Here is a 25,024-nt window from a genome sequence, read left to right as displayed (position 1 = left end):
TATCAAAACCAACAAAAAATATAAAACAATAAAATATTAAAAATAGTTTACAAACCCGGCACTTTAAATATTATTTTACTTAAAATTAAAAACTATTGACAAAAACAACCTGCCATGGTATTATTACTATTGTTCCGTGACACCACGGACATAAAAAACGTGCCGAAGTGGCGGAATTGGCAGACGCACTTGACTCAAAATCAAGCGTGGTTACCCCACGTGCCGGTTCGAGTCCGGCCTTCGGCACCAAAATGAAATTTACGCTTCTGAACTTATTTCAGAAGCGTTTTTGTTTGTATAACGAAAACAGGACAGCCTAATCAGCCGTCCTGTTTTTCTGTTTATTTTTGTTTTTTCCGGCATTTATAATCTTTTTCAATATCGCGCTTCCATTCTGCGCCGTTCGGTGCCCCTGCACTCATTGTTTTAATAAATTTGCACACCCCTTCAAAATTAAGGTTAATGCCCTCGCCGTCATTATTAAAATCAACCGCGCGCTCTTTTTCAATACCAAAACCGGCTGCCGTTGCTACTGCATCTATATTGGCACCAAAGAACAAAAACTCCCAGCCGGCTTCTTTCTGTGCTTCAATAAGCTGTTTTACCTGCGATGCCGTATAATGTTTGCTGGCATTTTCCAAACCATCCGTAGTAATTACAACCAATGTATGTTCCGGCACATCTTCGTCACGGATATATTTATGAATGCCTTTTATATGCTCAACAGTTTTGCCAACCGCATCCAAAAGTGCCGTGCAGCCGCCAACATAATATTCTTTCTCTGTTAAAGCTTCCACATTTTCCGCTTTTAGCCTGTCATGAAGCGTTTCCGTTTCATGGCTAAAAAGTACTGTTGTTACAAGCACTTCACCGCCGCTTTCTTTCTGCTTTTTAAGCATAGAATTAAATCCGCCCACCGTGTCTTTTTCAAGGCCGCTCATAGAACCGCTTTTGTCAAGAATAAATACCAATTCCGTTAAATTCTTTTTCATAATCTTTTACCTCCAAAATATAAATAAGCTGCAAGCACTTTATTTTGCTTACAGCTTTATTGTAAAAGATTTTCATTTTTAAAAGGTCGCCTTTCAAGCGACATTTGCGCCGCCAAGCAAAAGCTGGTCAAACTTATACAAAGACAAATTTATTTCGCAAATATCATAAATACCGCGGCTTATATAATACTCAACAATAATATCGAAAGGCTGCGACGGCGACAGAGCAAAACCGGCCTTTTCCAACAGTTCTTCCGTTTCGTCTAGCGTAAGCTTAAGCGCTACTGCAAAAGCAACAGCAGTCTGCTTTTTCGGCTTGTAATTTTTGTCGCCGCGTATTTTGCTGAACAACCGCCTGTCCACATTTGCAGCCCTGTAACATTCTGCGTCCGTCATACCGTTTTCGTCTATCTTGCGCAGCAGCATTTGTGAAAAACTTTCGTCTGCATAAGCCAGGCAGCGCTCAAGTTCTTCATCACGCATGTTCTTGTTAAAAACAGCTGCGGCAGGAGCATTGCAAAATTTTAACAAACTTAATTTTTCTAACGGAATTTCAAAATCATCTTTGCCTAAAAACAGCGAAACTTCTTTTAAAATTTCTGCTTCCGTGCGCCGAGGTTTTGCTTCAAAAAGCGCAATATAAACGCTGATATCATTATGCAGAAGAAATTCACCAACAGTTTTTACCGCAACAGCCAAAGCCTCATCTTTAGGGTAACCATATGCACCGGCAGATATCAGCGGAAACGCTACCGATTCGCAGTTATTGGCCACAGCAAGTTTCAGTGCCTCACGGTAGCACGATTGCAGTAATTCCTTTTCTTTACTTTTGCCGCCGCGCCAAACCGGGCCTACTGTATGAATTACATACTTTGCAGGCAAATTATACCCGCCGGTTATCTTGGCTTCACCGGTACGGCAGCCGTTAAGCCTGCGGCATTCTTCCAACAGTCCTCTGCCTGCTGCGCGGTGTATGGCACCGTCTACACCGCCGCCACCCAAAAGGCTGTTATTGGCAGCGTTAACAATAGCGTCTACTTTTAACGTAGTTATATCTGCTTTTATAATTTGTAACGGCATTTTGCGTCCTCCCGTAAAACATTATAATTTTATTTTACACCAGCAACGCTTTTTGCGCAAAAATCAGGCTGTTAAATTAAAAAGTAATTCCTTTTAACTGCAAAGCCTTGAACAACGCCGCAAACATCAGCCCATAACAAATAATAGAACAAACTTCATCCTTAGTAAACTGCATTACAATTCCCCCCACAACAAATTTATCACAGAAGCATTTTGCGGCAAGCTATGTACAATAGCCAGTAAAATATTAACTATAACCATCAATATAACAACTGCCTGTAATCGCTTGTGCGGATAAAAATATTCAACAAAAACATAAGCTAAAGAACTGCACAGCCAGGCACCTAAAGCATACCCCATATTATCACCGCCTTAATTTTTATAACAACTACAAAACCGGAGCTGCGCATTTACAACTCCGGCTTTTTTATTTAATCTTCATTCAAGCTGCGCAGCTTGTTTTGTGCAATAGCAAAATCCATACCGGCAGCAGCCTTTAAAAATTTACGCGCCCAGTCAATATCCTCTTTCTCTAAAATACAGCCAAAATCGTATAAACCTTTAGCGTCACCTGCTTTTTGCAGTTTATCCAAAAGTGCTGTCAAAACATCATCGGAATAACCGCTTTTTACTTCATAATCATCATCGTTTTCGGCAATAACATTATCATAAAAGCCTTTTACCAAAAGCCCGCCAATAAAACTGCCTACTGCCCATACAACCGGAAATGCCATAATAAATTACCTCTCTTTCTTTTACAAATCTTATTCTTTCACTATCATCAGCAAAAACCTTACCGCCTTCGCTGTACTTATATTATAAAAAACGAGATAGCCAAATTTTGGCTATCTCGTAGCAATAATATATTTACATTCTAAAATTTATTCAATATAACTTAAGGAAATAACCCTTTAAAAATGCTTCCTAACGTATTTACCGCACTATTACTTGTACTACTTAACATACCTTCTAGCTGAGTTTTTGCTCTTTCATTACCATTATCCGCTGATTTTTTATACCATTCAACAGCCTTATACCAATCTGCCTCGACTCCACTGCCGGCGAAATAACAGACACCAATATTATACTGAGCATCACTATCATTTTGATCTGCTGCTTTCATATACCATTCTAATGCTTTTTGATAATCTTGTTCAACCCCATCGCCAAAAGCATAGCACTAGCCCAATTGATTTTGTGCTGGTGCATACTCCTGCTCATCAGCATAACCATGTCCCTGATTGCCATGCAAACGTTCCAACTCGGTATTGTGGGCAGCCGAATTAAAATTTGCATTAGTATTACCTAATGATGTTTTGATATTAGTATTTCTTTTTGATTTTAAATCAAGTTTCATATCTATCATCTTATAATTAATTAAAATGAATATCCAAAACGAGCTAATTGCTCTCTAACTTCATCTTCTTGCTTTTGTAAATCATTACTCATTGTTCTTTCTATAAACTCCGAAAAAATATTCTGCATTTTTTTACTATCGTTTATAAGACGCCATAAGGTTACGCCAATTCCACCAATATCAATTTTTTTATAATCGTCAGTTAAGCCAACATAACCAACGTTTATAATTGATGATAAAGTATTAGAATACATTAAAATTTTTCTTGTTCGTGCTTCATAAAGCTTGTTATCGTCCAAATTTGGATTAAACCACAATCTGTGAAAATACCAAATAATCAAATTAATAAGCATAGAGAGTGCCGCACCTTTAGTTACACTCCAGCTATCTATACGTATATTTGTTCCCATTAAATATTTAGAAATTTCTGGGCTTAGTATATTTAAATATGGTAATGGTAAACCTTGCTTAGTAAAGAAATCACTTCCCATATGAATTGCTTGTTTAAAAAATGAAACAGCTAAAATTTTACGATTATCCTCTACCATATCCATTGTCCAGTTTAAAATTTTTGATATATGAGTTTTCTCATTTATCTTATGCTCTACTACTTTATAAGATGGATACCATTCAGCAATAAGCTTTTTAAAATCTGTATCTAATATAAATTCACCATTTTCATAATTTAAAATACCGTTATTCACTGTTAATGTATTCGTTGCAATATTTGCAGTCCCAACTACCCACCCAGCTATTAAATCATGACCTAAAGTTTTATATCTATGAGTTGCTCCAGATAAACCAGTAGAAAAATCATCACCATATTTTGCTTTAAACCATTCAGAACGTTGTATTGCATCATATGGAACAGATAAATCCCCCAATAATTGACTTAATGTAGCGGGCATATATTTTTCTATAAATTCATCTGCCGAACTAGCCTGTTCCAATTTTAAAGCTTCATTTGACAAAACTGACCAACGTAATACTTGTAATGCAGAACAAAAAACAAGTATCTTTAAATCTAAATCAGTTAACGCAGTTTTAAACTTAAATTCTTGAACTAACTTATCATACTTATCCATATGCAATTGCGTTGCTATTTCTATTTCCGTTTTATCCATTAATAAAATCTCATCTAAAGATTTATTATTATCCCCTAAATCAAAAGGTCCTCTCTTTGCTGGTTTTTGAATCACAATAACATCCTCCAAAATTATTTCCTGCTTTCAAGATATTGTTTCCACTGCTGCTCATAAAAAATTTTCTCGTTTTCACTTGGATATTCTTTGCAAGCAAAAAATATGGCTCTAATTCTTTCATCCAGTTCCTTTAAATCCTTATAATTCATCTCATTTAAATACAACTTTTTTATTTCTTCAAAATTAGGTCTTGTTTTATATACTTTTAATACTTCATCTTTAACATATTCTTCTTGAAAATATAAATTTCCAAGGACCTCCTGTGTTGCTTTCTCATCATTTTCAGACCATAAGCCATCTAAATTACCAATGTATAATGCTATTGCAAAAGCTCCAGCTACTTTAATGACATGCTGTTTCGTAGATTTATTAAATTTTTTTGCAGTATCAACATTACCTTCTCTATATCCATTTTTATATCCACTCTCATGCCCATCTCGATACCCTTTTTCAAATCCCTTCTTCTTTCCTAACACATATCCAACACTTGTGCATACTACTGTACCAACTAATATGCCAATGACTGACTTAGCATTAGTCATTTTTGTAACCCCCAATACATTATCTTAATTTTCTACAAATCTTTTATTAAGACTTTAAGCAATTTTCACGATATAACTTTTATTTTGCATTATAATTTAAATTATTTTGATTTTATTGTATTCATATTATTCCACTACCTCCACCATATCGCCTTGGCTGCGCAGCCACATATTAATACCCTTACCAAATACTTCGGCGCTGATTAAATAGCCGCTACCGTCATACTGTAATATTTTAGCCGTTGGTAATCTGTCTAAAACAGCTTCTACCGAAGGTCCCTTGTACCAGAACTTTATTTTTTGCAGTTTGCCACCGTACATAAACTGCACGCGCTTACGGAACTCGCCTTCTTCAAATCTATTTTGGTATGGCACGTTAAAATGCCTCTCAGTTACGGCGTATTCTTTTATGCGGTCTATCCTGTAAATTGTTGGAAATGGGTCGTTTTCTACTTCAAATTTTACTTTTTCGCTCTGTTCATCTTCATTTATAAACCCTACAATGTAAAAATAAAACTCGGAGAACATTATGCCTACAGGCTTGAGTACACGGCTTACATCATCACCACTCTGGCGCATATAGGTTATTTTAATTTCTTTATGTTCCCTTATTGCCGCAGATAAATTCCACATTTTTTCAAGAATTTCTTTTTTGTGCCTTGGTTCTACGTAATGATATTTTTCATTAGCAATCAAATCCGTTACTTGCCGTCTGTTATACGGCGGCACGCAGCAGCTTATAAGTTTTTCCAGTATCGGGAATAATTCAACCTTGGTCAGCGAGCGGCTTTCAAGCAAAACTTTCAGCACGGCAAAAGTTTCTTCGTTAGTTAGTAAATTACGCAGCGGAGGCACAAGACGGTAGGCATTAAGCTTTCTGTCGTAGATAAGTTCCTGAACTACGCCGGTAGTTTCGCTTCTGTCAGCAAAAAAAGACCGCAAATCCTCTATGTCACGCTGTATTGAACGCAGTGAGCAGTTATATTTTACTGCTTCGCACGCTTTATACAATGGCTTGCCTTCAGCAAGCTGCGCATACATAGCAAGCAGGCGGTCTTTAGCTATTTTTAAGTCTTTTTGTTCCGTAGTCATAATAATTACCTTCCGCAGACAGTTTTATATATTATATATTACAAAACTATCTGGCCAGCATGTGGCTATGTGTAATTTATTTTTATCAAGAACTGCTTTAATTTTAAAGCAGAAGTACAGATTTTATATAATTCTATAAATTACAGCAAATTACCTTCTTTAAACATAATTAAATATTTTCGCTGCTGCTTAAAAGTAAATTTACATCTATATCAAGCCCTACGGCAATCGAAAGCAGCGTTTCGAGTGAATAGCTTTTACCGTTATTGCCTCGTTCTATCTGGCCTAAATATGTTGTACTGATACCGATTTTACCTGCAAGCTGCCCCTGAGTATAGCCGCGCATTTTTCTGTAATATGCAATTTTTAAACCTATCATTTTATATCGCATTGCAAACACGGCTATCCTCACACTCCCTATATTTTATTTTCTCATATTTTTAATTTTTTATTTTGCACTTATAGACTGTATTTTTAGGTATATAGTTTGTGTTGGAGTTTTGTTAAGTTAAACAAAAGGCAGCCTGCTATGAAGCTGCCTTAAAATACGATAAATTTAATTTTTCCAGTCCGGCGCTTCCCGTACATTTACTTGGTAAAGTTTGCCATCCACAAAGCCAAAGCTGTATATCTGCCCGTTGGGCATTAAGTAATTAAGCCAATCGGGCTGCGCCGAAAGTTGGTAGTAAGGCTGCATTTTTTTTGCAACAGTATTCATACTGTCACCAATTTTAATACCGTTGCTTAAACTGCCTGTAAAACTTTCAATTACACTTACACTATCCTGCACCTGGTAATTAAAATACGGCATAAAATCAACCACTACACCGTTGGCAAACACGTTGGTAATATGAATTGTGCCCTCGCCTTTTTGTAATTGAAGCGGTGCTTTGCTGTAAAATTCATCTTCTGTAGAGTTAAAGTTTAAACCGTCAAAATTAAGGTTTGGCGTTGCATTTTTATAATGCTTTTTGATGATACCGAGGTTTTCGTGCATTGTTTTTAAATCCTGCTGCACCCGGTCTAACGGTTTGTATACGTCTTTCAGCGCGTTATTTTTCCACAGCAATTCTTTAAATTGCGGGTGTATCAGCAAATATTCCGGCACGTCCTGCTCTCTGCCGTTTTTCCATGTTAAGGTGGTTGTGCCTATTTGCAGCACGTCGCCGTTGTAGGCATAGCCAGGCAGCTCGCTGCCATCGGCGCCATTAGGCAGATATAAAACGCCAAGGCAGTTTCTAAAGTTAGGAAAGGTTTCAAAAAATAGCCGCTGCGTTCCATAAAGTACATAGCCACCGTCGAGAGGCTGATCGACCCATGCGTAAATATTTCTAACTTCGCGTGGGTTTAAATTATCGGCGTTAATGCCTTTGTTTGCAGGCAGGTAATCTTCAATATCTGCTTTGGTTTCATTAACCATTTTTTCTAATGTTGACTGTATATAAGCGTATTTTACCAGCGCTATAAACGGCGACATATATTCATCTCTGCCGCCTGCTTCAATGTGCAGGTTGGCGTTTTTATCGTTGTTTACGGCTTCGTACAGCGTTTGTAAAAATTGCCTGTTATCATTGCCGCCCACTTCTTTTAATGTAATTTCAAAAGCTGCGTCGGCAATATTATAAGCAACCTGCGGTTTATCTGCGTCCGGCGCGTTACGGTAAAGTTCAAAAACCGGCGCCATGTTGCCTGTTTTAATAGCTTCGGCAACTATTTTTTCTGTATCGTCGTGCATAAACCAATAAACGGCGCCGCCTATTGCCGCCACAATCACGGCAACTACTGCAATTAAAGAAAATGGCGATGTTTTTGACGTTTTATCTTCCGGCTCGGCATTGCCGTTATCAACGCTATCGCCGCTGGGCAGGCTGTTTTGATTTGCGTCAGCCTGTGCCGCCCATTCGCCAAATTCATAACGGCAGTGCTGGCAAAACTTGCTGCCGTAATCTACTAATCCGCCGCAGCTTGGGCAGATGTATTTTGGTTCGTCCATGTTTTAACACCCCATTATCAATATTTGCCTGCAAGCGGGTCCGGTCCGTATTTATTGGGACCGGTTGTACCTTTAGCAAACACCAGTTTAAATGCAGGTATAATTAAAAGTGTTGCAAAAATGTATAAGCCCGATTTATCAAGGTCATGGCATCTTCTGATATTAATAGTAAGGCTTGAATAAAACATCACTGTACAAATAATTAAACACAAAACTACTGTTATTAAATAACCCGTCAAATCTCCCTCAAGCATTGAGTTGGCACCTATAATTCCCAGCATAAATGAAATTACCGAAGCAACTACACCTAAAGATAAATTTCTTAAAAAGGCAGCTTTTCTGTTTAACCTGCCTTTGGTAGAAAAGTATTTTTCAAAAAATGATTCTTCTTTTACAACAGCAGCATTATTATTTACCGGCGCAGAAGAATAAGCATTACCCCAATTTCCCAAAGCATTGCCGCAATGCGGACAAAACCTTGTTCCGTAATCAATTAACCCGCTGCAGTTTGGGCATACATATTTTTGTTCAGCCATAATAAACAACTCCTTTAATTATAAAATCATTTATTTCCGGATAAAAAAGTTTTAAAAGCAAATACAATTATTGCTAATGGTATTGTAAACATACCTAAAAAAGCAGCTAAAACAATTTCCCTAATGATATAATAGCCTGTATTAAAATAAATTACCCCAACTTGTCCAAGCAGAGTTCGCCTTAAATACTGATTGGCATTATACCCCAGTAAAATATACACAACTATTAACAAACCATCCATTTTAACATTCCTCCTGTAATAAAATTTTATATTATGTGTTTAAAACTATTGTTTAACTTTACACAACACTATCACTAATCAGTGCCGCTGCGTCAATCTCCAGCTTTTCTGCAATCAGTAAAAGCACCTGCAAGCTTGGCATTTGCTTTCCGCATTCTATTTTGCTTAAATACTGTGAGGTTATGCCTACTTTTCCTGCAAGTTCTGTTTGCCCAATCTTTTTAAGCTGCCTGTAAAATTTTATTTTGGCACCGATTTTAATATACCGCTCGCGTTCATCGCCCATTTAATCACCAACCTGTCGCTATATAAATAATTATGACATTTATATAAAAATGCTTCTTGCACTTATGGTTTTAAATTTAGCTTTAATAGTTTATGCAAAGGCGCCTGCAATTTTATTTTTAGTACTTTACAGTTCTTATTTTAAACTAAATTAAATTTTAATCGGTGTCCCATCAGGACACAAAAATAGCGCAGACCGTAAATCTGCGCTAAAATTTTAGTTTATTTTTATATTATAGTTCTTCGTTATAGGTATTATATTATCGCCGCTTACTGTAACTTCAGCTGCCGGCTCACTGCCGGTTTGATAATAATCAGCTATTGCGCCTGTCAGCGGAAACTCAAAATAATCACCGGCAGGTATTGTGCCTGCAAGTAAAATTGTTACTTCATCGGCATAGCCTGCAGCATTTTTTGTAAGCCGCCAGTTAATCGTTCTGCCACCCCACGCTTTTGCTGTAAAATTATTTCCGGCTGCACAAATACCGGTAAACTTTATTTTCACTGTCGGGTTTTCCATTGCCTGGCCGCTGTTATTTTGCACTGTAAAAACAGGATATTTTTCCGGCTGTAATAACGTTAGCCCTTGCTGAGCACCTTGTTTACGTGCCGTTTCGTTAAGCGGATTTGTATTTACCGCAAACACTAAATTATTGGCGTTCAGCGTTATGCTGTTTGTTGCTGCGCGTTGACTTTTTTCTTGTGGCAAAGCAGTTTTCGGCTTTTGCACCGGCTGCTCAATCTCTGTTTTTTGTTCTCTTGGTTTTTCCTGCGGCATATCTTTAGGTTGTACTTTTTCTTCAGCCTTTTGTTCTGCGCCAGGCGGTATAGCTTCTTGTTGCACATGCCGGTTAAACAAAAAATATATTCCGCTGCACGCAATAATTATTGCTAAAATTATGAAAATAAATTTCTTTTTGCCACTATTATTTTTAAGCAGCAGCTTTTTTAATTCTGCGGCAGAAGCTATGCGTTTTTGCGGGTCGAAGGCAGTACAGCCTGCAATTATTTTGCAAAACTTTGCATTATGAGAACTTCCGCAAAGAATTTCCATAGTTTTTCCCAAAGCATAAATATCACTGCGCGCGTCCGTAGTTGTAAAACCATATTGTTCCGGCGGAGCAAAACCAGGCGTGCCTAAAATAACAGTATCATGTTCTTTAGTGTTGCCTTCAGCTTTTGCAGCCCCAAAATCAATCAGCCAAACACTGCTGCCCTGCACAATTATGTTGCCAGGTTTAATATCGCGGTGCAATATGCCATATCCGTGAAGTACGATCAGTGCCTCGCAAATCTGCAAAGCAATATTACGAACCTGCTCTGCTGTAAATTTTTTGCCTTGTTCAAGCTCTGCCGCTAAAGTTTCACCGCTGATAAATTCTTCTATTACATAAGTTTTGCCATATGCTTCCGAACAATAATAAATTTCAGGTATATGCGCGCATTTTATCTGCACCAGCTTTTTATACGGCAAACCGGTACGTGCAATAATTTTGCGGATATAAACTGCACCCGTAGTATCTGCCACCAGTTCTGTCCGGCCATTTGCATTTTCTTTCAATACCGATATTCTTTTAAAATTAGTTTCAATAAATTCAGCTGTAATACTCATTTTACTCCGACCATAAATTTGTTGTATAATATTATAGCATAGAATTTTTCAGAGGTGTATTATGGAAAAATCAACCGAAGATTTACAGTCTGAACTTACGCAAGTACAATCATATGACGAATTTTACGATAAAAATACATCCGAAATTAAGTTCCCTTCAGCTGTTGATTATTTAAATTATTTGCTTGATTTAAAAGGCATAACAAATAAAGCCGATTTTATAAAAAAGACAAACCTTGAAAGGACCTACGTCTATCATATTTTAAATGGAAACAAAAATCCGGGGCGCGACAAACTTATTATTTTGGCACTTGCCGCTCAAGCCAATATTACCGAAACGCAAAATTTGCTAAAATACGCCGGCGAACGGCCGCTTTATGTACGCGACAGACGCGACGGACTTATTTTTTACGCTATTGAACACGGTAAAGATTTAGATGCAGTAAACATTTTACTTGATGAAAACAATTTGGAAATATTGAAATGATAAAGAAAACGCATTCTCAAAGCCTTAAAACTTTAAGAATGCGTTTTTAGTGTTTTCTTATTCAGCATTTTCCAGCAGCATACGTATGCCGTTAAACATTTCTTCCTGCTGCGGCAAAATTATTTTTTCACGTTCGGACGTTACCTGCTCAAACACTGGCTGCATTATTTCACGGGCAAAACTATACCTGTAATCACTGGCATACATATCTTTCAGCAAACCGCCATCAATTGTATCTTTTAATATATCGGCAATTTTTTCTGCCTCTTTCTGGCTTATAAGAAATTCGCCTGCCATATCTTTAAAAACATCTTCAATAATTTCAACCATTTCTTTGGCATCGTCTTCAATAAATTCATCCAGCACGGCTGAAGAAACACTGTTAGCGGCTGAACCGCCGACAAATGAACCTATCAGCCCGCCGACAAAACCTCCTACGGCAGTGCCTATTACCGGAACTACAGAACCAAGTGCCGCGCCAGCAGAAGCACCTCCAACCCAACCTGCCGTACCGCCTGCAACCGTGGCCGTAGTATTTGTAATATTTTTAAAAAGCTGAGCTGCAGAAATTCTGCCGCGGAAAATATTTATGATATCAACACTCGAAAGCACAACAACAGAAGCTGCCGCCGTTACTACATTGCCGCGCAGCAATTTGGACGCACTTTTCATAGCTGCCGCACCGTAAATATTTTTTCCTGTCCGCAGCGCGTTAACCAGCATTTGTGATGCTTTTGGACCCATCAAATTTACAATAGCATCACTGCTGGCCTTAAAAGCACCATTTAAAACTGATTTTTGCAGCTGGCTTGTAACTACTGCTGTTAAAAATGCCGTGCCGCCTACTTTTAAACCTGCTGCTGCCGCAGATTCCAAAGCAACATCAACATCTTCGCCGCGCCACAACGATATTGCAAATGTCAGCCCGGCGCTAAGTCCAAAGCTGTATGCGGCAATAACAGCACCATTGGCAGCGTCAAACGTAATGGATTCCACCGTACCGGCTTTAGCAATATTTTTAGCCTGCTCATAGGTAAAATTACCTTTGCGCACAATTTCTTTAGCTTTGGCCGGGTCTGTAACGCCAGGCACCTGCCCTTTTTTTATACGCTCTGCCATTGCTTTAACGGCATCATCATATTTATCAAGCGGAACCTCTATCTGCATTGGGCTGCCGTCAGCATTAAAATAACGGAAACGGTCATTTTCAAAGCATTCTTTTATACATTTAGCACCTGTTTTGCAGTATTTAGACTGAATATTTACACCGTCCACAATCCTGTCCGCACCATTTTTTGCATTATTATCTCCGGCAATCACGGAATCCTTTCTGTGCAAAATATCATACAGATGATTGGCTCGTTCGGCAGCAAAACCATGTCCGCGCGGTGTACTGAATTTATCTATACCGTAATTGGTTGCGGCATTACTTATGTTGCCATAGACATTAGCGGCCGCTTCCGCACCAACGGATTTCTTTTGTTTTTTATCTTCCGTAACCATAATGCCTCCAGTATTTTAAATAATCATTAACAGGATATCTTTATTATAACTCTTTTGATAAATTAATTAAACATAATAAAACAGCCTGCACGGTATATCCATGCAGGCTTAAATTTTAATTTTTGTTATGATATTTGGCATCCAATCCGCCGCTGAACCATCTGCCATTTAAAATATTTTTTATAATGTAGTTTTTGCTGTCAGCATTAAGGCTGTTGTCTGCTTCAAGTTCTTTTAAAATTCCCTCATAGCTGGTATCATTGCTTCGCTGATAAACTTTTGCCTGCTTGCCGTCAGCATCAAAAACAGTTTCTGCACGGTTTTGCGGCGTCCATGCCTCCCATTTTTCAAGCAGTAAGGCGTTGTTGGGGTCGCCGGTACGGATAAATGCTGCCAGCGATGCTATAAAAATATCACTTAACTCCTGCGGGCCGGGTTTAGCAAAAACATCGGTGCCAGCCGTATACGGATAAGGCTGGTCTGTTAAGAACGGCAAAAAGATGCCATGCGTAGCGCCGGTTTTAACTGCATAAGTTTCTCCAACCACTGCCGGGTCATGCCCAAAATCAAACATGCAGACATATATCGGAGCTTTGTAGTTGGCATAAATATCTTCTGCCGATTCCTGCCCGTTAAAGAAACCGTAAAATTTACTGCCGTATTTATTTGCAAACACAAATTCTTCCGTAGTAAGTTTATCTTTCAACACTTTATCCATATGGTTTTTAAAATATGGGTCACGCGCCAAAAATGAAGTAAATTCATCGCTGCTTGCCAGCATTAAAAGAGGCACACTGTTAAATTTTTCGGCTGCAAAACCTTCTTTGGGCAATACTTTGCCGTCACCATATAAATGCGGAAATGATTTCATTCTGATAAGTGCACCAGCCATTACAGGAGCAAGCCGTTCTCCGGGCAGCTTCATCAAATAACTGCGTACTTCATCGCTGCCCTGCATCAGCCATTCTGCTGCATCTTTTTCATCGGCACAAATACCATCGGCAACAACAAGAGGTGCAAGTTTACCGGCAATAATCTCTTGGCTTTCTGCAAAATCAGCAACCGTCAGCCCTCCGCTGAAGGAAATTGCTTTATCAAACTTATCTTTAAACAGCGGCGAAATAAGCATTGCCATTACATCGCGCCCGCCGGCAGAAAAGCCGGAAACAGTGATATTATTGGCATCACCGCCGAATTTATCAATATTTTTCTTAATCCACTCCAGTGCATATGCCTGGTCAATAAGCCCATAGTTGCCGCTGTCATTAAGCGCGTTACCGTTTGCCAGCGCAGGCAAATTATTAAAGCCAAGCAAGCCTAAACGATATTGTACAGAAACATAAACTGCATTAGCTTCTTTGGCAAACTTCTCGCCCATCCATAAACGGCCGTTGCTGGTTTGGTTATTGCCGCCATGAATAAACACCAGTACCGGCAGATTCTTCTCGCCTGTATCAGGGCGGTAAACATCAAGCGTTAAAACGCCCTCCTGCCCTATTACATTTTTGCCGTTAAATTGCAAATTGGCAGGAGCATATTGCGAACAATCTTTAACACCGGTATATTTTTCTGCTTTCTGCGGCAATGCCCAACGTTTTTCTCCATTTGCCTGCTGTGCATAAGGTATGCCAAACCATTTTACAACATTGTATTTTTCGTCATATACACCTTGTACAATGCCTTTGCTTGTTTTTACCTGCGCAGAAAATTCTGCGGCAAATGCACTATTGGCTAATAACACCAAAATTATTAATAAAACTTTAAAAATTTTCATCATACCCCTCCGCTCACAAATTATTTATAATTACACCTCAAATAATTCCGTATCATAATATTTGCAGCTTTTCATTTTCCGTTCTGTTACAACATCCTGCGGCGACAATTTGCCAAACAGCAACGGGCTTGTTTTATCGTGCGCGGCACAATTTATTTTTACCATACCGGCATTATAATTGGCATAACAATACAAGCAGCCGCCGGGGCAGGTATTGTAAGCACCTATATCTATGCTGGCAACGCAACAGCACTCCGGCCGCTGATTTTTATCTTTGCCTGCTTTCAGTTTAAAACCGCCGATATTTTCTATTAAGTCCTTGTCTATACATGCTGATGCCGTAATGCCAAGCGGCGTAAAATCTTCCGTTTCGGCGCAGGTTTGCAGTTTTAATCCGTATTTGTCAGCAATTTTGGCAAGGCGTGCGGCAAAAGCATAAATTTCTTCGCTGCTGTAACTAACGGCACTCAGTTTTTGTGCGTTGCGTTTTGTATTGCGGTACTCATCCATAAAGCTGATAACACAGCGTTCCGTGCTGCCGCTTAACTCTGCCGCCAACGCTTCAAAGCACTCTAAATGATATTCCGCGCTGTACCTGCTGCTGAAAAATATAGGGTCATACCGCCAAATAACGCGCTGTCTGCCGGTTTTTGCCGCCAATTCTTTAAATGCAGGCAGCAAAACCTGCTTTTTATCGGGCAGGCCCGGTTCTATGTCTTTTTCGTAACCTGTTAAAGTAAACTGAAAATAATATGGATACTCCGCCAGTTCATCAAGGCGCTTCATCAGCGGCAGCGGATTTTTCGTCCAAAATACAAAAGCATCCACTACCTCCGGCGATAAAGCTACTTTACTTACACTATGCACATTCATGGGGTTGCGCACCAGCACATAACCGGCACGCAGGCGGTTATAAAACCACTCTGCATAAAATGCCGGTATGTCTGTTCTGCGGCTTACGCTGATAATCATGCTGCATTAAATATGTTTAACCGAATTAAAAATTCCTTTATTGGCTTCAACGGCACTGCTGCCGCCAACAACACAAATATAATTGCCGCTCAATGTATCGCGGACAGCCTGAGCGAGGCTGCGTAAATCATCATTGGTTAAATTTAGTATTTCATCGCGTGTTTTCTGGCGCATTTCCTGCGGCACGCCTTTAATATGGGCAAGCGCTGTCTGCGAAAGGCGCATGGAATTTGTTAAAGGCACGTCTGCCGCACTGATGGTACCGATAATATACTTGGTAAGCTCACGTTCGGGCAAATCAAGCTGTTCCAGCCAGCCCGGCAAACCGCGGTAGGCCTCCAGCGATTCTGCGAGTTTCGGGTCGCGGTAAGAGGCAAAATACATGCTGCCGTTGCGGTCAAATACGGCAGATGCGCCGTAAGCGCCGCCCTGAATACGTATCTTGGTCCATAAATATTCATAGCGCAAAATCGTTTCCAAAACTTTCATTGAACCGGTAAATTTATGGCCAGCTTTGCGGAAATCGCCGCCGGCTGCAACATACTGAACTTTACCAGGCGTCATAATGCCTTCGTTAAGCCCCGGTGCGGCAAGCGGTTTTACGGCACTGCCTGCTGCTTCAGACTGCGGCAGCAAAGCTGCAAATTCTTTTGCCATTGCCAAAACCTGCGCTTTATCTTCTTCTTCGCAGCTGTAAGCAAGCAAATATTTGCTGTTTTCAAAAAATACACCTAAAAGGCTGCTTAATTTTTGCAGGGTTTCACCGGCACGTTCATCAAAATGCTCGGTTAAATCTTTTAAAAATTCATAGTAGGAATAATAATCCTGCTCATTAACCCTTGCCGCCGGAGAATAATACGAATTTAAGCGTGCGCATGCCACGGTCTGCCCACGGCTGAAGAAGTTGCTGTCCCAGTCGCTTTTAACCTCCGCCAATACTTCACGCAGGCGCTTAACGCTGTCAAAACTGCTTTCAAGCGCAATGGCACGCAGAATATCAAACATATGGGTTAAATTATGTACAAGAGCTTTGGCTGTAACCGTAAATTTAACAGTGTAGTCATTTACGCTTTCTGCCGCGGAATAAGCGTGTACCTGAAAGGTTACGCCGCCGGTATATTTAATTCCCAGCGTGGAAAGCTGCTGATAAGTATATTTACCGGCGTCAACCTTGCCCAGCATATCGCTCAGCAGGTAGCAATAAGGCAGCAGGCTGCCGTCAATGCCGCTCATATCAAAATACCAGTTTAAATAAGCTATTTTGTTTGTAAAAGCAGGCACATACAAAAATTCATTGCTGCCCTCTGTTGTAAGTTCGCCTTCAAGTTTTTCCGCTTCGCGGCGTATATCACTTCTTTCAAGCAGGGGAATGCTTGAAAGAGCCTCCTGGCTGTCGGGCGCTGCCTGGCGTTCATGCAGAATGCGGCAATGTTCAACGGCTTCTTCAATTTCTTTTTCGCTCATACCGGCTTTTATCTGCTGCATTTTTTCTGCAAGTTCTGCCTGCTCTGCTTCTTCCATGCCTTTTTTAGGCATCAGCGTAAGCAAAACCTTGTGGGTATTATCAAGCAGATAATTTTCAATTAACTGTTCATAATAATTTGTTTTTATGCCTTCGCGCAGCTCTGCCAGCAGTTTATTATAACGCAGTCCGTCTAAAGGGTCACCATGATAAAGCCAGGTATCCATAACGCCAATGCCGTAAATAAGCCCTTTAGGATAAGCGCCGAAATCTGCCTCGCGCAGTTTAAATTCCAGCATGTTAAGGCAGGCTTCCAAAAGTTCTTTATCTAAGCCTTCAATGGTAAGTTTTTGCAGGGTGCGGTAAACAATGCTGATAAATTCATCACGCTTATCTTCTTCCGAACCGGAAACTTTAACCGCAAAAACAGGCTGGCGCAAACTGCCGGTATATTGCCCGTAAGCATCCGTACAAATGCCGCTTTCCAGCAGAGCAAGGCGCAGCGGCGCACTGTTGCCTTCCAAAAGCACTGTTTCCAAAAGGCGCAGCGCCAGCGAAGTTTTAGCGTCGCGCGCATCGCCGCACACAATATCAAGTTCATGGTAGGTTTTAGCCGCCAGGTCTTCATCTGCCCCGGCAGGATAAAAGGCTTTTACCTCTTTTGTTTTGGCAAACGGCTGCTGTAAGGGAATGGCTGAATTAACGCTGCCGCTTTTTTCAAAAGCCGATAAATACTCACCGTCAAGATATTCCAGCGTTTTTTCAATATCCATATCGCCGTACAGATAAATAAAGGAGTTTTCCGGGCTGTAATAAGTACGGTGGAAGTTTTCAAACGCTTCCTGCGTAAGCTGCGGTATTGCTGCCGGGTAGCCGCCGGATTCGTAGCGGTACGGGCTGTCAGGGAACAAAGCACGCATAACTTCGTTTTCGGCAATGGCATCTGCCGAAGAATATACTCCCTTCATTTCGTTGTAAACAACGCCATTATATGCAAGCTCGCCTTCTTTACCGGCAATTTCGTAGTGCCAGCCTTCCTGCATAAGCGTATAGGGGTTTTCATAAATCAGCGGATAAAATACCGCGTCCAGATATACATCCATTAAGTTTTTAAAATCTTTATCATTGCGGCTGGCAACCGGATACATTGTTTTATCCGGATATGTCATTGCATTTAAAAACGTATTCATGGAGCCTTTAACAAGTTCTACAAAAGGCTCTTTTAAATGATATTTGCGCGAACCGCACAGCGAAGAATGTTCCAGAATATGCGGCACGCCGGTATCATCATAAGGCGGCGTGCGGAAACTGATGGAAAACACTTTGTTATCGTCGCTGTTGCCAAGATATAAAAGCCTTGCGCCGCTTTTTTCATGTTCCATTAAATATGCTTCGCTCTGTACTTCTTCAACGTATTCAGCATGCTTTACAATAAAGCCGCTGTAAACTTTATTAACTTCAAGTTTCATAAATTTACCTCCAACTTGCAACACTATTTTTATTTTATCACATCTTTACAATGCAGACGAAAAATCTTAATGCCAACTTGCAAAAATTTTGCAAATTTTATATAATGGCATCATAACAAATCAATTTAATATATTATTGATGTCATAAATAAAGGAGTTGTTATTATGGAACCGGCGCGTTTCAGCCTGCGCATTCACCCAATTATAATGAAAAAAATGAAAGTAATTGCCGAAAACAACGGCCGCAGCGTCAACAAGGAAATTGAGCAGATTTTAAAATGGGTTGTTGACGACTACGAAAACCAAAAAGGCAAAATTAAAATTGATGATTAAAACAAGCAGTTACAAAAATACGCAGAAACCAATTAAGGCTTCTGCGTATTTTTTAATCCATTTTTAAAATTGCCATAAAGGCTTCCTGCGGCAGTTCCACGCTGCCAACCTGCTTCATGCGTTTTTTGCCTTCTTTTTGTTTTTCAAGAAGTTTGCGCTTGCGGCTTATATCGCCGCCATAGCATTTTGCCAAAACATCCTTGCGCAAAGCTCGCACGTTTTCGCGGGCAATAATTTTGTTGCCAATAGCAGCCTGCACAGGTATTTCAAACATCTGGCGCGGAATTAAGCTGCGCAGCTTTTCAACAAGCTGCCTACCGCGCACCGTGGCTTTTTCACGGTGTACAATAGCACTCAAGGCGTCAACCGGGTCACCGTTCAGCAAAATATCAACCTTCACCAAATCGGAAGCACGGTAACCGGCAAGTTCATAATCAAGCGAAGCATATCCGCGCGTTGCCGATTTCAAGCGGTCAAAATAGTCAAAAATAATTTCACTAAGCGGCAGCGCATAATGAATCATAACACGGGTTTCGTCAAGGTATGTCATGTTTTCATATTCGCCGCGCTTTTCCTGCGACAGTTCCATAACAGCGCCTACATAATCTTTCGGCACAATAATGGTAGCATTTACATAAGGTTCTTCAACATGGTCTATAACCGTCGGGTCGGGAAAGTTAGACGGGTTGTCAACCAGCTCCACATCGCCGTTAGTGCGGAACACTTCATAAATTACGTTAGGTGCCGTAGTAATAAGTGCTAAATTATATTCGCGCTCCAAACGCTCTTTAATAACATCCATATGCAAAAGGCCCAAAAAGCCGCAGCGGAAGCCAAAGCCCAAAGCGACGGAAGTTTCCGGCTCAAACACCAGTGAAGCATCATTAAGCTGCAATTTTTCCAGCGCGTCGCGCAGATTGTCGTAATCGGAATTTTCTACCGGATAGAGGCCGCAGTAAACCATCGGCGTGGCCTTGCGGTAACCGGGCAGAGCTTCATCTGCGGGATTGTTGGCGTCGGTAATGGTATCGCCAACGCGCGCATCCTTAACGTTTTTAATAGCGGCTGCCAAAAATCCTACCTGTCCGGCATCAAGCTCATCAACAATTACCGGGTTAGGCTTAAACACGCCTACTTCCGTTACTTCAAATTCAGCTCCGGTTGCCATCATGCGTATTTTCATGCCTTTTCTTACGCGGCCGTCTATTACGCGGAAATAAAGCACAACACCTTTATAAGCATCAAATTTGGAATCGAACACCAGTGCTTTTAAAGGCTTTTGCGCGTCGCCTTTGGGAGCTGGAATCTTTGCTACAATCGCTTCCAAAACGTCTTCTATGCCTATGCCGGTTTTAGCGCTTGTAAGCACGGCTTCGGATGCGTCAATGCCGATAACATCTTCAATCTCATGCTTTACACGTTCAGGGTCTGCACTCGGCAGGTCAATTTTATTAATAACGGGAATAATTTCCAAATCATTATCCAAAGCCAGGTAAACATTAGCAAGAGTCTGCGCTTCAATGCCCTGCGTAGCATCAATAACCAGCAGTGCGCCTTCACAGGCAGCCAGCGCGCGCGATACTTCATAAGTAAAATCGACATGGCCCGGAGTATCAATAAAATTAAGCATATACTCCTGCCCGTCGCGTGCCGTATAAATGCTGCGCACAGCCTGCGCTTTAATGGTAATGCCGCGTTCACGCTCCAAATCCATAGAGTCAAGAATTTGTTCTTCCATTTCGCGCTTGGTTAATGTGCCGGTATATTCAATCAAACGGTCGGCCAGAGTAGATTTACCATGGTCGATATGGGCAATAATAGAAAAATTGCGTATATGTTGCTGATCCATTGCGTTCTCCTTATAAAAAACTTATCTGACTTATTATTATATCATTTATAGCGCAGTGCCTGCAAGTACATGAACTTTACGCCGTCCTGTAAAAAATATTGCTGCCGCAAGATTTATAATAAAAAATCCTTGCGCAGTGCCTTACTTTGTGGTAAAATTACTTGGTAAAGGTAATTGATGGTAGGAGGTGAATTCGTTGCCGAACATTAAATCTTCCATTCGTAGCGTAAAAACTGATGCAGAACGCCGTGCAAAAAATGCACCTGTAAAGGCTGCTATCCGTAACATTGCCCGTAAAGTAGTTGCTTTAACCGAAACCGGTACTCAAGAAGATGCAAAAGCTACTTATGTAACTGCATCCGGTTTAATTGATAAAGCAGCACGTAAAGGTATTATCCACAAAAACGCTGCAAACCGCAGAAAATCCAGACTTGCAAAAAAAGTCAATGCTATGGAGTAATTTCTCCGTATATTAAAGCCTGCAAAAGCTTGCAGGCTTTATTTTTTTACCCTATCCGCGTTTTATAATGCTTTCGCCAAACTTGTTTTTTAAAAAATCAACGGCCATATTGCGTTTTTTTATTTTTTCGTTTTCGTTAAAATTCAAAACCGGCGCTGCGTCTTCACTTTCTAAATGCGAAATGCTTACGCCAAGCAGCCGCACGCCTTCCGTAAATCTTACCTGCTGCATAAGTTTTAGTGCCAACGCATAAATTTCTTCATCGTATGCTACCGGCAGTTCTGATGTTATGCTGCGGGTAATTATTTTAAAAGAGCTGAATTTAACTTTTAAAGTTACCGTATACCCGATTAATTTGCGCTTTCTCAACCGCCAGCCGGTTTCGCCGCATAAATCGCGCACAGCCTTTTTCAAATCTGCTTCTTCATACAAATCTTTATCATAAGTATGTTCTTTGCCTATTGACTTGGCTTCTGTTTCGTTTACAACCGGCCTGTTATCTATGCCGCATGCCAGGTTATGTACAGCCTGCGCATTAATGCCGAATACTTTTTGCAGAATGCTTATATCAGCAGCGGCGATTTTGCCGATTGTATCAATACCGTACTGCCAAAGCATTGCTTCTGCCGATTTGCCAATGCCAAAAATTTTACGCACCGGCATAGGCGCAATAAAGGCAGCCGCTGTTTCATGTTTTATTAATACCAATCCGTCCGGTTTGTCCAAATCGGAGGCAAGTTTTGCCAAAAATTTATTGGGTGCAATGCCAACGGAAGCATGCAAGCCTGTTTGCTCGTAAATTTTGTTTTTTACAGCTTTGCCCAATGCCACAACATCAGGGTACAAACCTTCCATACCGGTTACATCCAAAAATGCCTCATCAACAGAAAGCTGCTCCACCAACGGCGAAAAGCTGCGGAAAATTTCCATTATTCCGTCAGAAATTTCTTTATAACGGCGCATCCTCCCCTGAATGTAAATGCCCTGCGGGCACAGGCGCTTGGCCATATGCATCGGCATGGCAGAATGCACGCCAAACTTACGCGCCTCGTAAGAGCATGTAGAAACTACGCCTCTTCCGCTTAAACCGCCTACAATTACCGGCAGCCCCTTCAGGCTCGGATTATCAAGTTGTTCTACCGATGCAAAAAAAGCATCCATATCGACATGCATTATCCAGCGCAGCATTTTATCACTCCAACAGTTTTATATAAATATAATAACACATATGTTCGCTTTTTGCCATATTTTTAGCAGTATAAGCACCGTTAAATAAAAAACAGCATCTCTGCCTGAACTGACAGAAATGCTGTCTTTTTATTTTAGTTTAATGAAAATACTACTTGCACACGTGCGTTTAATTTAATCTTGCCGGGAGAAAGTTTCGTTGCCACCCCATCTTCGGCAAGGTTAGTAGTGCTTCTTAATTTATTGGCACCATAAGCAACAATAGTGCCGCCGTCGAAACTGTTAATATCTGCGCTGAGCATATTGCCAAGTGTGCGGCTGCCTGCATTTGCTACAACAGCGGCCTTGTCGCGGGCATTTTCAACTGCCGTTGCAAGCAGCTGGCGCTGAATAATATTTTGCGTGCTTAACGCATAAGTTATATTGCTGATATTTGTTGCCCCGGCTTCGACCACGTTATCGATAACCTGAGAAAGTTTATCCAAATCTTTAACCGTTACTTTTATGGAAGAATCAAGAACGTATTTATCGGCAGTGCGCACGCCGTTGCGGTCTACCTTATATTCCTGATAAAGATAATAGCTTGTGTTTTGCAAATCATTATCGGTAATGGTCAGCCCCAAAAGTGCTCTGCGGATTTGTGAAGCAATTTGTGCTTCCTGAGTTCTGGCAGTTTCCGCATCATCTGCCCGTACGTTAATGCCAACATCAATATAAGCCATATCCGGCGCAACTTCCTGTTCTGCCATGCCGCTTACGGCAATGGTATTAGGATCCGCGGCAGCAGCCAGATTTGTACCGGCTACACTAAATACCAGTAGCGCTGCTGCAAGTACCGATGTAAATTTTTTCATATTAACACCTCCATTATTTGCTTACATTATAGAAGCCAAATATGTTTTAATTGTGTTATTTTACGTCTAAATTTACTTTGCCCAATACTTTTGCTGCCTCGCTGTCATCGCAGACATTCTTTTGCGGGCTGGCAGCAGCATATTTTTTCAAAAGCATATTAACAATGTTATAATCTACCATGCTGCCCGGGCCATCCATGCACCCTCTGTCACAAGCCATGCCTTCAAAATATTCACAATCCAATTTGCCATCTTCAAGCTGCTTAACTTCAGTTAAACAACGTTCAAGCCCGCTGGCATAATGAGTTTTTAAGTTTTTACCTTCATCGCCAAGAGCATTAACAACTGCACTTTTTACGCCGCAGGTAACCGGGAAAGAAATACCATAAAGCGATGCTTCCGAATTAAACTCGTCCACCTGCATTTTATCAGCTTCAATATCTGCACCGGCAAGCAGGCAGGACATTTCTTCGAAAGTCATAGCATAATCAATGGCATCTAAATTTGCATACGCTTCTGCTTTTTTAGCTATGCACGGGCCAATAAATACCGTTACAGCCTCTGGATTAAGTTCTTTTACATAGCGCCCGCAAGCAACCATGGGTGAAACAGTCTGAGAAATTTTACTTTCTGCGGCAGGAACATGTTTTTTAATCATATTTACAAAAGAAGGGCAGCAGGAACTCGTCATATATTTTTGTTCCGACGGAACTTTTTCCATAAGTTCCTTTGCTTCGCGGCAAGCTGTTAAATCGGCACCAATGGCAACTTCCTTAACGGCAGCAAAACCGGCTTTCATTAAAGCAGCCACTACCTGCGCAGGAGTAACCTTTAAGCCAAGCTGGCCTACAAAAGATGGTGCCAGCAAAGCATAAACCTGTTTGCCTGCTTTAATTTCTTTTATTACCTGCACGATAGCACTGCGCTCATCAATAGCGCCAAACGGGCAGGCGCTGCGGCAGGCTCCGCACTGTACGCATTTGTTAAAATCTATTTTTGCTTTTCTGTCGGCACCGGCAGTAATTGCACCCAAAACGCAGGAACGTTCACACGGGCGGCTTACTTCAATAATAGCGCCAAACGGACAGGATTTTTTACAAATACCACATTCAACACATTTAGTTTTGTCTATATACGCTCTGTTTTGGTAAATAGAAATCGCCTTGCGCGGGCATTTATTAATACATTTATGTGCTACACAATGGCGGCAGGCATCAGTAACTAAAAATTTATCAATAGGGCACTGGTCACAAGCTTCAGGCAAAACATCAATAACAGGCAGAGTTCTGTCCAAAGGTTCAGCCAAAGCCTTTTTGCTGGCATCGACAATATTTATTCCCGTTTGCAAACCTAAAGCCATATCAATACGGTTTTTTAAAACGGCACGTTCTTTATGTACGCAGCAACGGACACGCGGCGTATCTTCGGTAACCGTATTATATAAAATGTCATAAACGTGTTCAGGTAAATTTCCGCTCCACGTAAATTTGGCAATGCCGGTTAAAACTGCTCTCCTGAATTTGGTTACTTCTGTTAATTCCATATTCCGCACCTCAACCAAAAAGTAATCTATCATCATTGTAATAGATAAGCAGAATAAAGGCAAATAAAATATCGTGAGGAAGGCGGAAAATAATTTCAATAAAAGATGAAAAGACTAAAAATAGAAAAGCTTAATAAACCAAAAAAGACAAAAAATAAAAAACATAGTAAGACACAACAAAATAAGGCATACCTTTT

The 25,024-nt window shown here is 40.6% G+C and carries 26 protein-coding genes, 1 tRNA gene and 1 pseudogene; 4 read left to right on the top strand and 24 right to left on the bottom strand.

All coding sequences use genetic code 11. From position 1 onward, the window contains the following. The first annotated feature begins 161 nt into the window (after window positions 1–161). A tRNA-Leu gene (locus M3079_RS07070) sits at window positions 162–249 on the top strand. A gap of 92 nt (window positions 250–341) precedes the next feature. On the opposite strand, the gene M3079_RS07065 is transcribed toward M3079_RS07070, so the two are convergent. From M3079_RS07065 to M3079_RS06995, 16 genes and pseudogenes are all read right to left on the bottom strand, one after another. After that, a complete protein-coding gene (locus M3079_RS07065) occupies window positions 342–992 on the bottom strand; it encodes a vWA domain-containing protein (protein ID WP_249078274.1) in 651 nt (216 codons plus the stop codon). 93 nt (window positions 993–1,085) lie between these two features. Next, window positions 1,086–2,072 (bottom strand): O-acetyl-ADP-ribose deacetylase, encoded by a 987-nt coding sequence (locus M3079_RS07060; protein ID WP_249078272.1) that lies wholly within the window; start codon window positions 2,070–2,072, stop codon window positions 1,086–1,088. A 174-nt stretch (window positions 2,073–2,246) separates the two neighbouring features. Then, window positions 2,247–2,432 (bottom strand): hypothetical protein, encoded by a 186-nt coding sequence (locus M3079_RS07055; protein ID WP_249078269.1) that lies wholly within the window; start codon window positions 2,430–2,432, stop codon window positions 2,247–2,249. Window positions 2,433–2,503: 71 nt separating this feature from the next. Next, on the bottom strand, window positions 2,504–2,806 hold the full coding sequence (locus tag M3079_RS07050; RefSeq protein WP_249078267.1) for a hypothetical protein: 303 nt from the start codon (window positions 2,804–2,806) through the stop codon (window positions 2,504–2,506). 161 nt (window positions 2,807–2,967) lie between these two features. Continuing rightward, window positions 2,968–3,195, bottom strand: a complete 228-nt coding sequence (locus tag M3079_RS07045) for a hypothetical protein (RefSeq protein WP_249078264.1) — start codon at window positions 3,193–3,195, stop codon at window positions 2,968–2,970. Continuing rightward, window positions 3,184–3,240 (bottom strand): annotated as a pseudogene (locus tag M3079_RS09415) (hypothetical protein); the annotation flags it as partial. The gene M3079_RS07045 and the pseudogene M3079_RS09415, both read right to left, overlap by 12 nt. Before the next feature lie 12 nt (window positions 3,241–3,252). Continuing rightward, the gene (locus tag M3079_RS07040; protein WP_249078262.1) at window positions 3,253–3,429 is read right to left on the bottom strand and encodes a hypothetical protein; all 177 of its coding nucleotides are present in this window, start codon (window positions 3,427–3,429) and stop codon (window positions 3,253–3,255) included. 20 nt (window positions 3,430–3,449) lie between these two features. Next, complete coding sequence (locus M3079_RS07035; RefSeq protein ID WP_249078260.1) at window positions 3,450–4,643, bottom strand: hypothetical protein; 1,194 nt, start codon at window positions 4,641–4,643, stop codon at window positions 3,450–3,452. A gap of 2 nt (window positions 4,644–4,645) precedes the next feature. Beyond that, entirely contained in the window at window positions 4,646–5,173 is a 528-nt protein-coding gene (locus M3079_RS07030; protein WP_249078258.1) for a hypothetical protein, read from the bottom strand. A 126-nt stretch (window positions 5,174–5,299) separates the two neighbouring features. After that, window positions 5,300–6,265: a WYL domain-containing protein gene (locus M3079_RS07025; protein WP_249078257.1), complete on the bottom strand. Its 966-nt coding sequence runs from the start codon at window positions 6,263–6,265 to the stop codon at window positions 5,300–5,302. Window positions 6,266–6,434: 169 nt separating this feature from the next. After that, window positions 6,435–6,656 carry a helix-turn-helix transcriptional regulator gene (locus M3079_RS07020; RefSeq protein ID WP_044896862.1) on the bottom strand — a complete coding sequence of 74 codons (222 nt, stop codon included), beginning with the start codon at window positions 6,654–6,656 and terminating at the stop codon, window positions 6,435–6,437. A 165-nt stretch (window positions 6,657–6,821) separates the two neighbouring features. Further along, window positions 6,822–8,258, bottom strand: coding sequence for a hypothetical protein (locus M3079_RS07015; protein WP_249078254.1), 1,437 nt, complete (start codon window positions 8,256–8,258; stop codon window positions 6,822–6,824). A gap of 17 nt (window positions 8,259–8,275) precedes the next feature. Next, window positions 8,276–8,794: a zinc-ribbon domain-containing protein gene (locus tag M3079_RS07010; protein ID WP_249078253.1), complete on the bottom strand. Its 519-nt coding sequence runs from the start codon at window positions 8,792–8,794 to the stop codon at window positions 8,276–8,278. 26 nt (window positions 8,795–8,820) lie between these two features. Further along, complete coding sequence (locus M3079_RS07005; RefSeq protein WP_249078251.1) at window positions 8,821–9,036, bottom strand: hypothetical protein; 216 nt, start codon at window positions 9,034–9,036, stop codon at window positions 8,821–8,823. A gap of 58 nt (window positions 9,037–9,094) precedes the next feature. After that, on the bottom strand, window positions 9,095–9,322 hold the full coding sequence (locus M3079_RS07000; RefSeq protein WP_021716190.1) for a helix-turn-helix transcriptional regulator: 228 nt from the start codon (window positions 9,320–9,322) through the stop codon (window positions 9,095–9,097). 216 nt (window positions 9,323–9,538) lie between these two features. Continuing rightward, the gene (locus tag M3079_RS06995) at window positions 9,539–10,933 is read right to left on the bottom strand and encodes a serine/threonine protein kinase (protein ID WP_249078249.1); all 1,395 of its coding nucleotides are present in this window, start codon (window positions 10,931–10,933) and stop codon (window positions 9,539–9,541) included. A gap of 61 nt (window positions 10,934–10,994) precedes the next feature. On the opposite strand from M3079_RS06995, the gene M3079_RS06990 reads away from it, so the two are divergent. After that, window positions 10,995–11,420 carry a hypothetical protein gene (locus tag M3079_RS06990; protein WP_249078247.1) on the top strand — a complete coding sequence of 142 codons (426 nt, stop codon included), beginning with the start codon at window positions 10,995–10,997 and terminating at the stop codon, window positions 11,418–11,420. A gap of 57 nt (window positions 11,421–11,477) precedes the next feature. Here the strand turns inward: M3079_RS06990 and M3079_RS06985 are convergent, their stop codons facing one another. The 4 genes from M3079_RS06985 to M3079_RS06970 form a co-directional block, all read right to left on the bottom strand. Beyond that, entirely contained in the window at window positions 11,478–12,923 is a 1,446-nt protein-coding gene (locus tag M3079_RS06985) for a hypothetical protein (RefSeq protein WP_249078245.1), read from the bottom strand. A gap of 115 nt (window positions 12,924–13,038) precedes the next feature. Beyond that, window positions 13,039–14,700, bottom strand: coding sequence for a carboxylesterase family protein (locus M3079_RS06980; RefSeq protein WP_249078243.1), 1,662 nt, complete (start codon window positions 14,698–14,700; stop codon window positions 13,039–13,041). Between the two features lie 27 nt (window positions 14,701–14,727). Continuing rightward, on the bottom strand, window positions 14,728–15,669 hold the full coding sequence (locus M3079_RS06975; protein WP_249078242.1) for a DUF1848 domain-containing protein: 942 nt from the start codon (window positions 15,667–15,669) through the stop codon (window positions 14,728–14,730). Between the two features lie 6 nt (window positions 15,670–15,675). Further along, window positions 15,676–18,600, bottom strand: coding sequence for an insulinase family protein (locus M3079_RS06970; RefSeq protein ID WP_249078240.1), 2,925 nt, complete (start codon window positions 18,598–18,600; stop codon window positions 15,676–15,678). A 165-nt stretch (window positions 18,601–18,765) separates the two neighbouring features. Between M3079_RS06970 and M3079_RS06965 the strand changes: the two genes are divergently transcribed. Then, the gene (locus M3079_RS06965) at window positions 18,766–18,933 is read left to right on the top strand and encodes an Arc family DNA-binding protein (RefSeq protein WP_249078238.1); all 168 of its coding nucleotides are present in this window, start codon (window positions 18,766–18,768) and stop codon (window positions 18,931–18,933) included. Between the two features lie 52 nt (window positions 18,934–18,985). Here M3079_RS06965 and lepA read toward each other — a convergent pair whose 3' ends face one another. Then, window positions 18,986–20,782 carry a translation elongation factor 4 gene (gene lepA / locus M3079_RS06960; RefSeq protein WP_249078236.1) on the bottom strand — a complete coding sequence of 599 codons (1,797 nt, stop codon included), beginning with the start codon at window positions 20,780–20,782 and terminating at the stop codon, window positions 18,986–18,988. Between the two features lie 196 nt (window positions 20,783–20,978). Here lepA and rpsT point away from each other — a divergent pair, with 196 nt between their 5' ends. After that, entirely contained in the window at window positions 20,979–21,242 is a 264-nt protein-coding gene (rpsT, locus tag M3079_RS06955) for a 30S ribosomal protein S20 (RefSeq protein ID WP_021716199.1), read from the top strand. A 51-nt stretch (window positions 21,243–21,293) separates the two neighbouring features. Here rpsT and M3079_RS06950 read toward each other — a convergent pair whose 3' ends face one another. The 3 genes from M3079_RS06950 to M3079_RS06940 form a co-directional block, all read right to left on the bottom strand. After that, window positions 21,294–22,430 carry a DNA polymerase IV gene (locus M3079_RS06950; RefSeq protein WP_249078232.1) on the bottom strand — a complete coding sequence of 379 codons (1,137 nt, stop codon included), beginning with the start codon at window positions 22,428–22,430 and terminating at the stop codon, window positions 21,294–21,296. A gap of 134 nt (window positions 22,431–22,564) precedes the next feature. Then, window positions 22,565–23,284: an SIMPL domain-containing protein gene (locus M3079_RS06945; protein ID WP_249078230.1), complete on the bottom strand. Its 720-nt coding sequence runs from the start codon at window positions 23,282–23,284 to the stop codon at window positions 22,565–22,567. A gap of 55 nt (window positions 23,285–23,339) precedes the next feature. Continuing rightward, window positions 23,340–24,827 carry a monomeric [FeFe] hydrogenase gene (locus tag M3079_RS06940; protein ID WP_249078228.1) on the bottom strand — a complete coding sequence of 496 codons (1,488 nt, stop codon included), beginning with the start codon at window positions 24,825–24,827 and terminating at the stop codon, window positions 23,340–23,342. Window positions 24,828–25,024: the final 197 nt, after the last annotated feature.

The organism is Phascolarctobacterium sp. ET69 (assembly GCF_023336935.1).
Lineage (GTDB): Bacteria > Bacillota > Negativicutes > Acidaminococcales > Acidaminococcaceae > Fusicatenibacter_A > Fusicatenibacter_A intestinipullorum.
The sequence above is the reverse complement of the archived record's forward strand: the minus strand, read 5'-3'. Positions and strand labels throughout refer to the sequence as shown.

Bases quoted from the DNA above. Each gene is read 5' to 3' on its own strand.
- M3079_RS07060 (WP_249078272.1), bottom strand. From the start codon at position 2,072: ATGCCGTTACAAATTATAAAAGCAGATATAACTACGTTAAAAGTAGAC.
- M3079_RS07055 (WP_249078269.1), bottom strand. From the start codon at position 2,432: ATGGGGTATGCTTTAGGTGCCTGGCTGTGCAGTTCTTTAGCTTATGTT.
- M3079_RS07050 (WP_249078267.1), bottom strand. From the start codon at position 2,806: ATGGCATTTCCGGTTGTATGGGCAGTAGGCAGTTTTATTGGCGGGCTT.
- M3079_RS07065 (WP_249078274.1), bottom strand. From the start codon at position 992: ATGAAAAAGAATTTAACGGAATTGGTATTTATTCTTGACAAAAGCGGT.
- M3079_RS06980 (WP_249078243.1), bottom strand. From the start codon at position 14,700: ATGATGAAAATTTTTAAAGTTTTATTAATAATTTTGGTGTTATTAGCC.
- M3079_RS06995 (WP_249078249.1), bottom strand. From the start codon at position 10,933: ATGAGTATTACAGCTGAATTTATTGAAACTAATTTTAAAAGAATATCG.
- M3079_RS07015 (WP_249078254.1), bottom strand. From the start codon at position 8,258: ATGGACGAACCAAAATACATCTGCCCAAGCTGCGGCGGATTAGTAGAT.
- M3079_RS06965 (WP_249078238.1), top strand. From the start codon at position 18,766: ATGGAACCGGCGCGTTTCAGCCTGCGCATTCACCCAATTATAATGAAA.
- M3079_RS06940 (WP_249078228.1), bottom strand. From the start codon at position 24,827: ATGGAATTAACAGAAGTAACCAAATTCAGGAGAGCAGTTTTAACCGGC.
- M3079_RS06990 (WP_249078247.1), top strand. From the start codon at position 10,995: ATGGAAAAATCAACCGAAGATTTACAGTCTGAACTTACGCAAGTACAA.
- M3079_RS06950 (WP_249078232.1), bottom strand. From the start codon at position 22,430: ATGCTGCGCTGGATAATGCATGTCGATATGGATGCTTTTTTTGCATCG.
- M3079_RS07020 (WP_044896862.1), bottom strand. From the start codon at position 6,656: ATGCGATATAAAATGATAGGTTTAAAAATTGCATATTACAGAAAAATG.
- lepA (WP_249078236.1), bottom strand. From the start codon at position 20,782: ATGGATCAGCAACATATACGCAATTTTTCTATTATTGCCCATATCGAC.
- M3079_RS07040 (WP_249078262.1), bottom strand. From the start codon at position 3,429: ATGAAACTTGATTTAAAATCAAAAAGAAATACTAATATCAAAACATCA.
- M3079_RS07005 (WP_249078251.1), bottom strand. From the start codon at position 9,036: ATGGATGGTTTGTTAATAGTTGTGTATATTTTACTGGGGTATAATGCC.
- M3079_RS07030 (WP_249078258.1), bottom strand. From the start codon at position 5,173: ATGACTAATGCTAAGTCAGTCATTGGCATATTAGTTGGTACAGTAGTA.
- M3079_RS06985 (WP_249078245.1), bottom strand. From the start codon at position 12,923: ATGGTTACGGAAGATAAAAAACAAAAGAAATCCGTTGGTGCGGAAGCG.
- M3079_RS06975 (WP_249078242.1), bottom strand. From the start codon at position 15,669: ATGATTATCAGCGTAAGCCGCAGAACAGACATACCGGCATTTTATGCA.
- M3079_RS06970 (WP_249078240.1), bottom strand. From the start codon at position 18,600: ATGAAACTTGAAGTTAATAAAGTTTACAGCGGCTTTATTGTAAAGCAT.
- M3079_RS07045 (WP_249078264.1), bottom strand. From the start codon at position 3,195: ATGAAAGCAGCAGATCAAAATGATAGTGATGCTCAGTATAATATTGGT.
- M3079_RS07000 (WP_021716190.1), bottom strand. From the start codon at position 9,322: ATGGGCGATGAACGCGAGCGGTATATTAAAATCGGTGCCAAAATAAAA.
- M3079_RS06945 (WP_249078230.1), bottom strand. From the start codon at position 23,284: ATGAAAAAATTTACATCGGTACTTGCAGCAGCGCTACTGGTATTTAGT.
- M3079_RS07025 (WP_249078257.1), bottom strand. From the start codon at position 6,265: ATGACTACGGAACAAAAAGACTTAAAAATAGCTAAAGACCGCCTGCTT.
- M3079_RS07010 (WP_249078253.1), bottom strand. From the start codon at position 8,794: ATGGCTGAACAAAAATATGTATGCCCAAACTGCAGCGGGTTAATTGAT.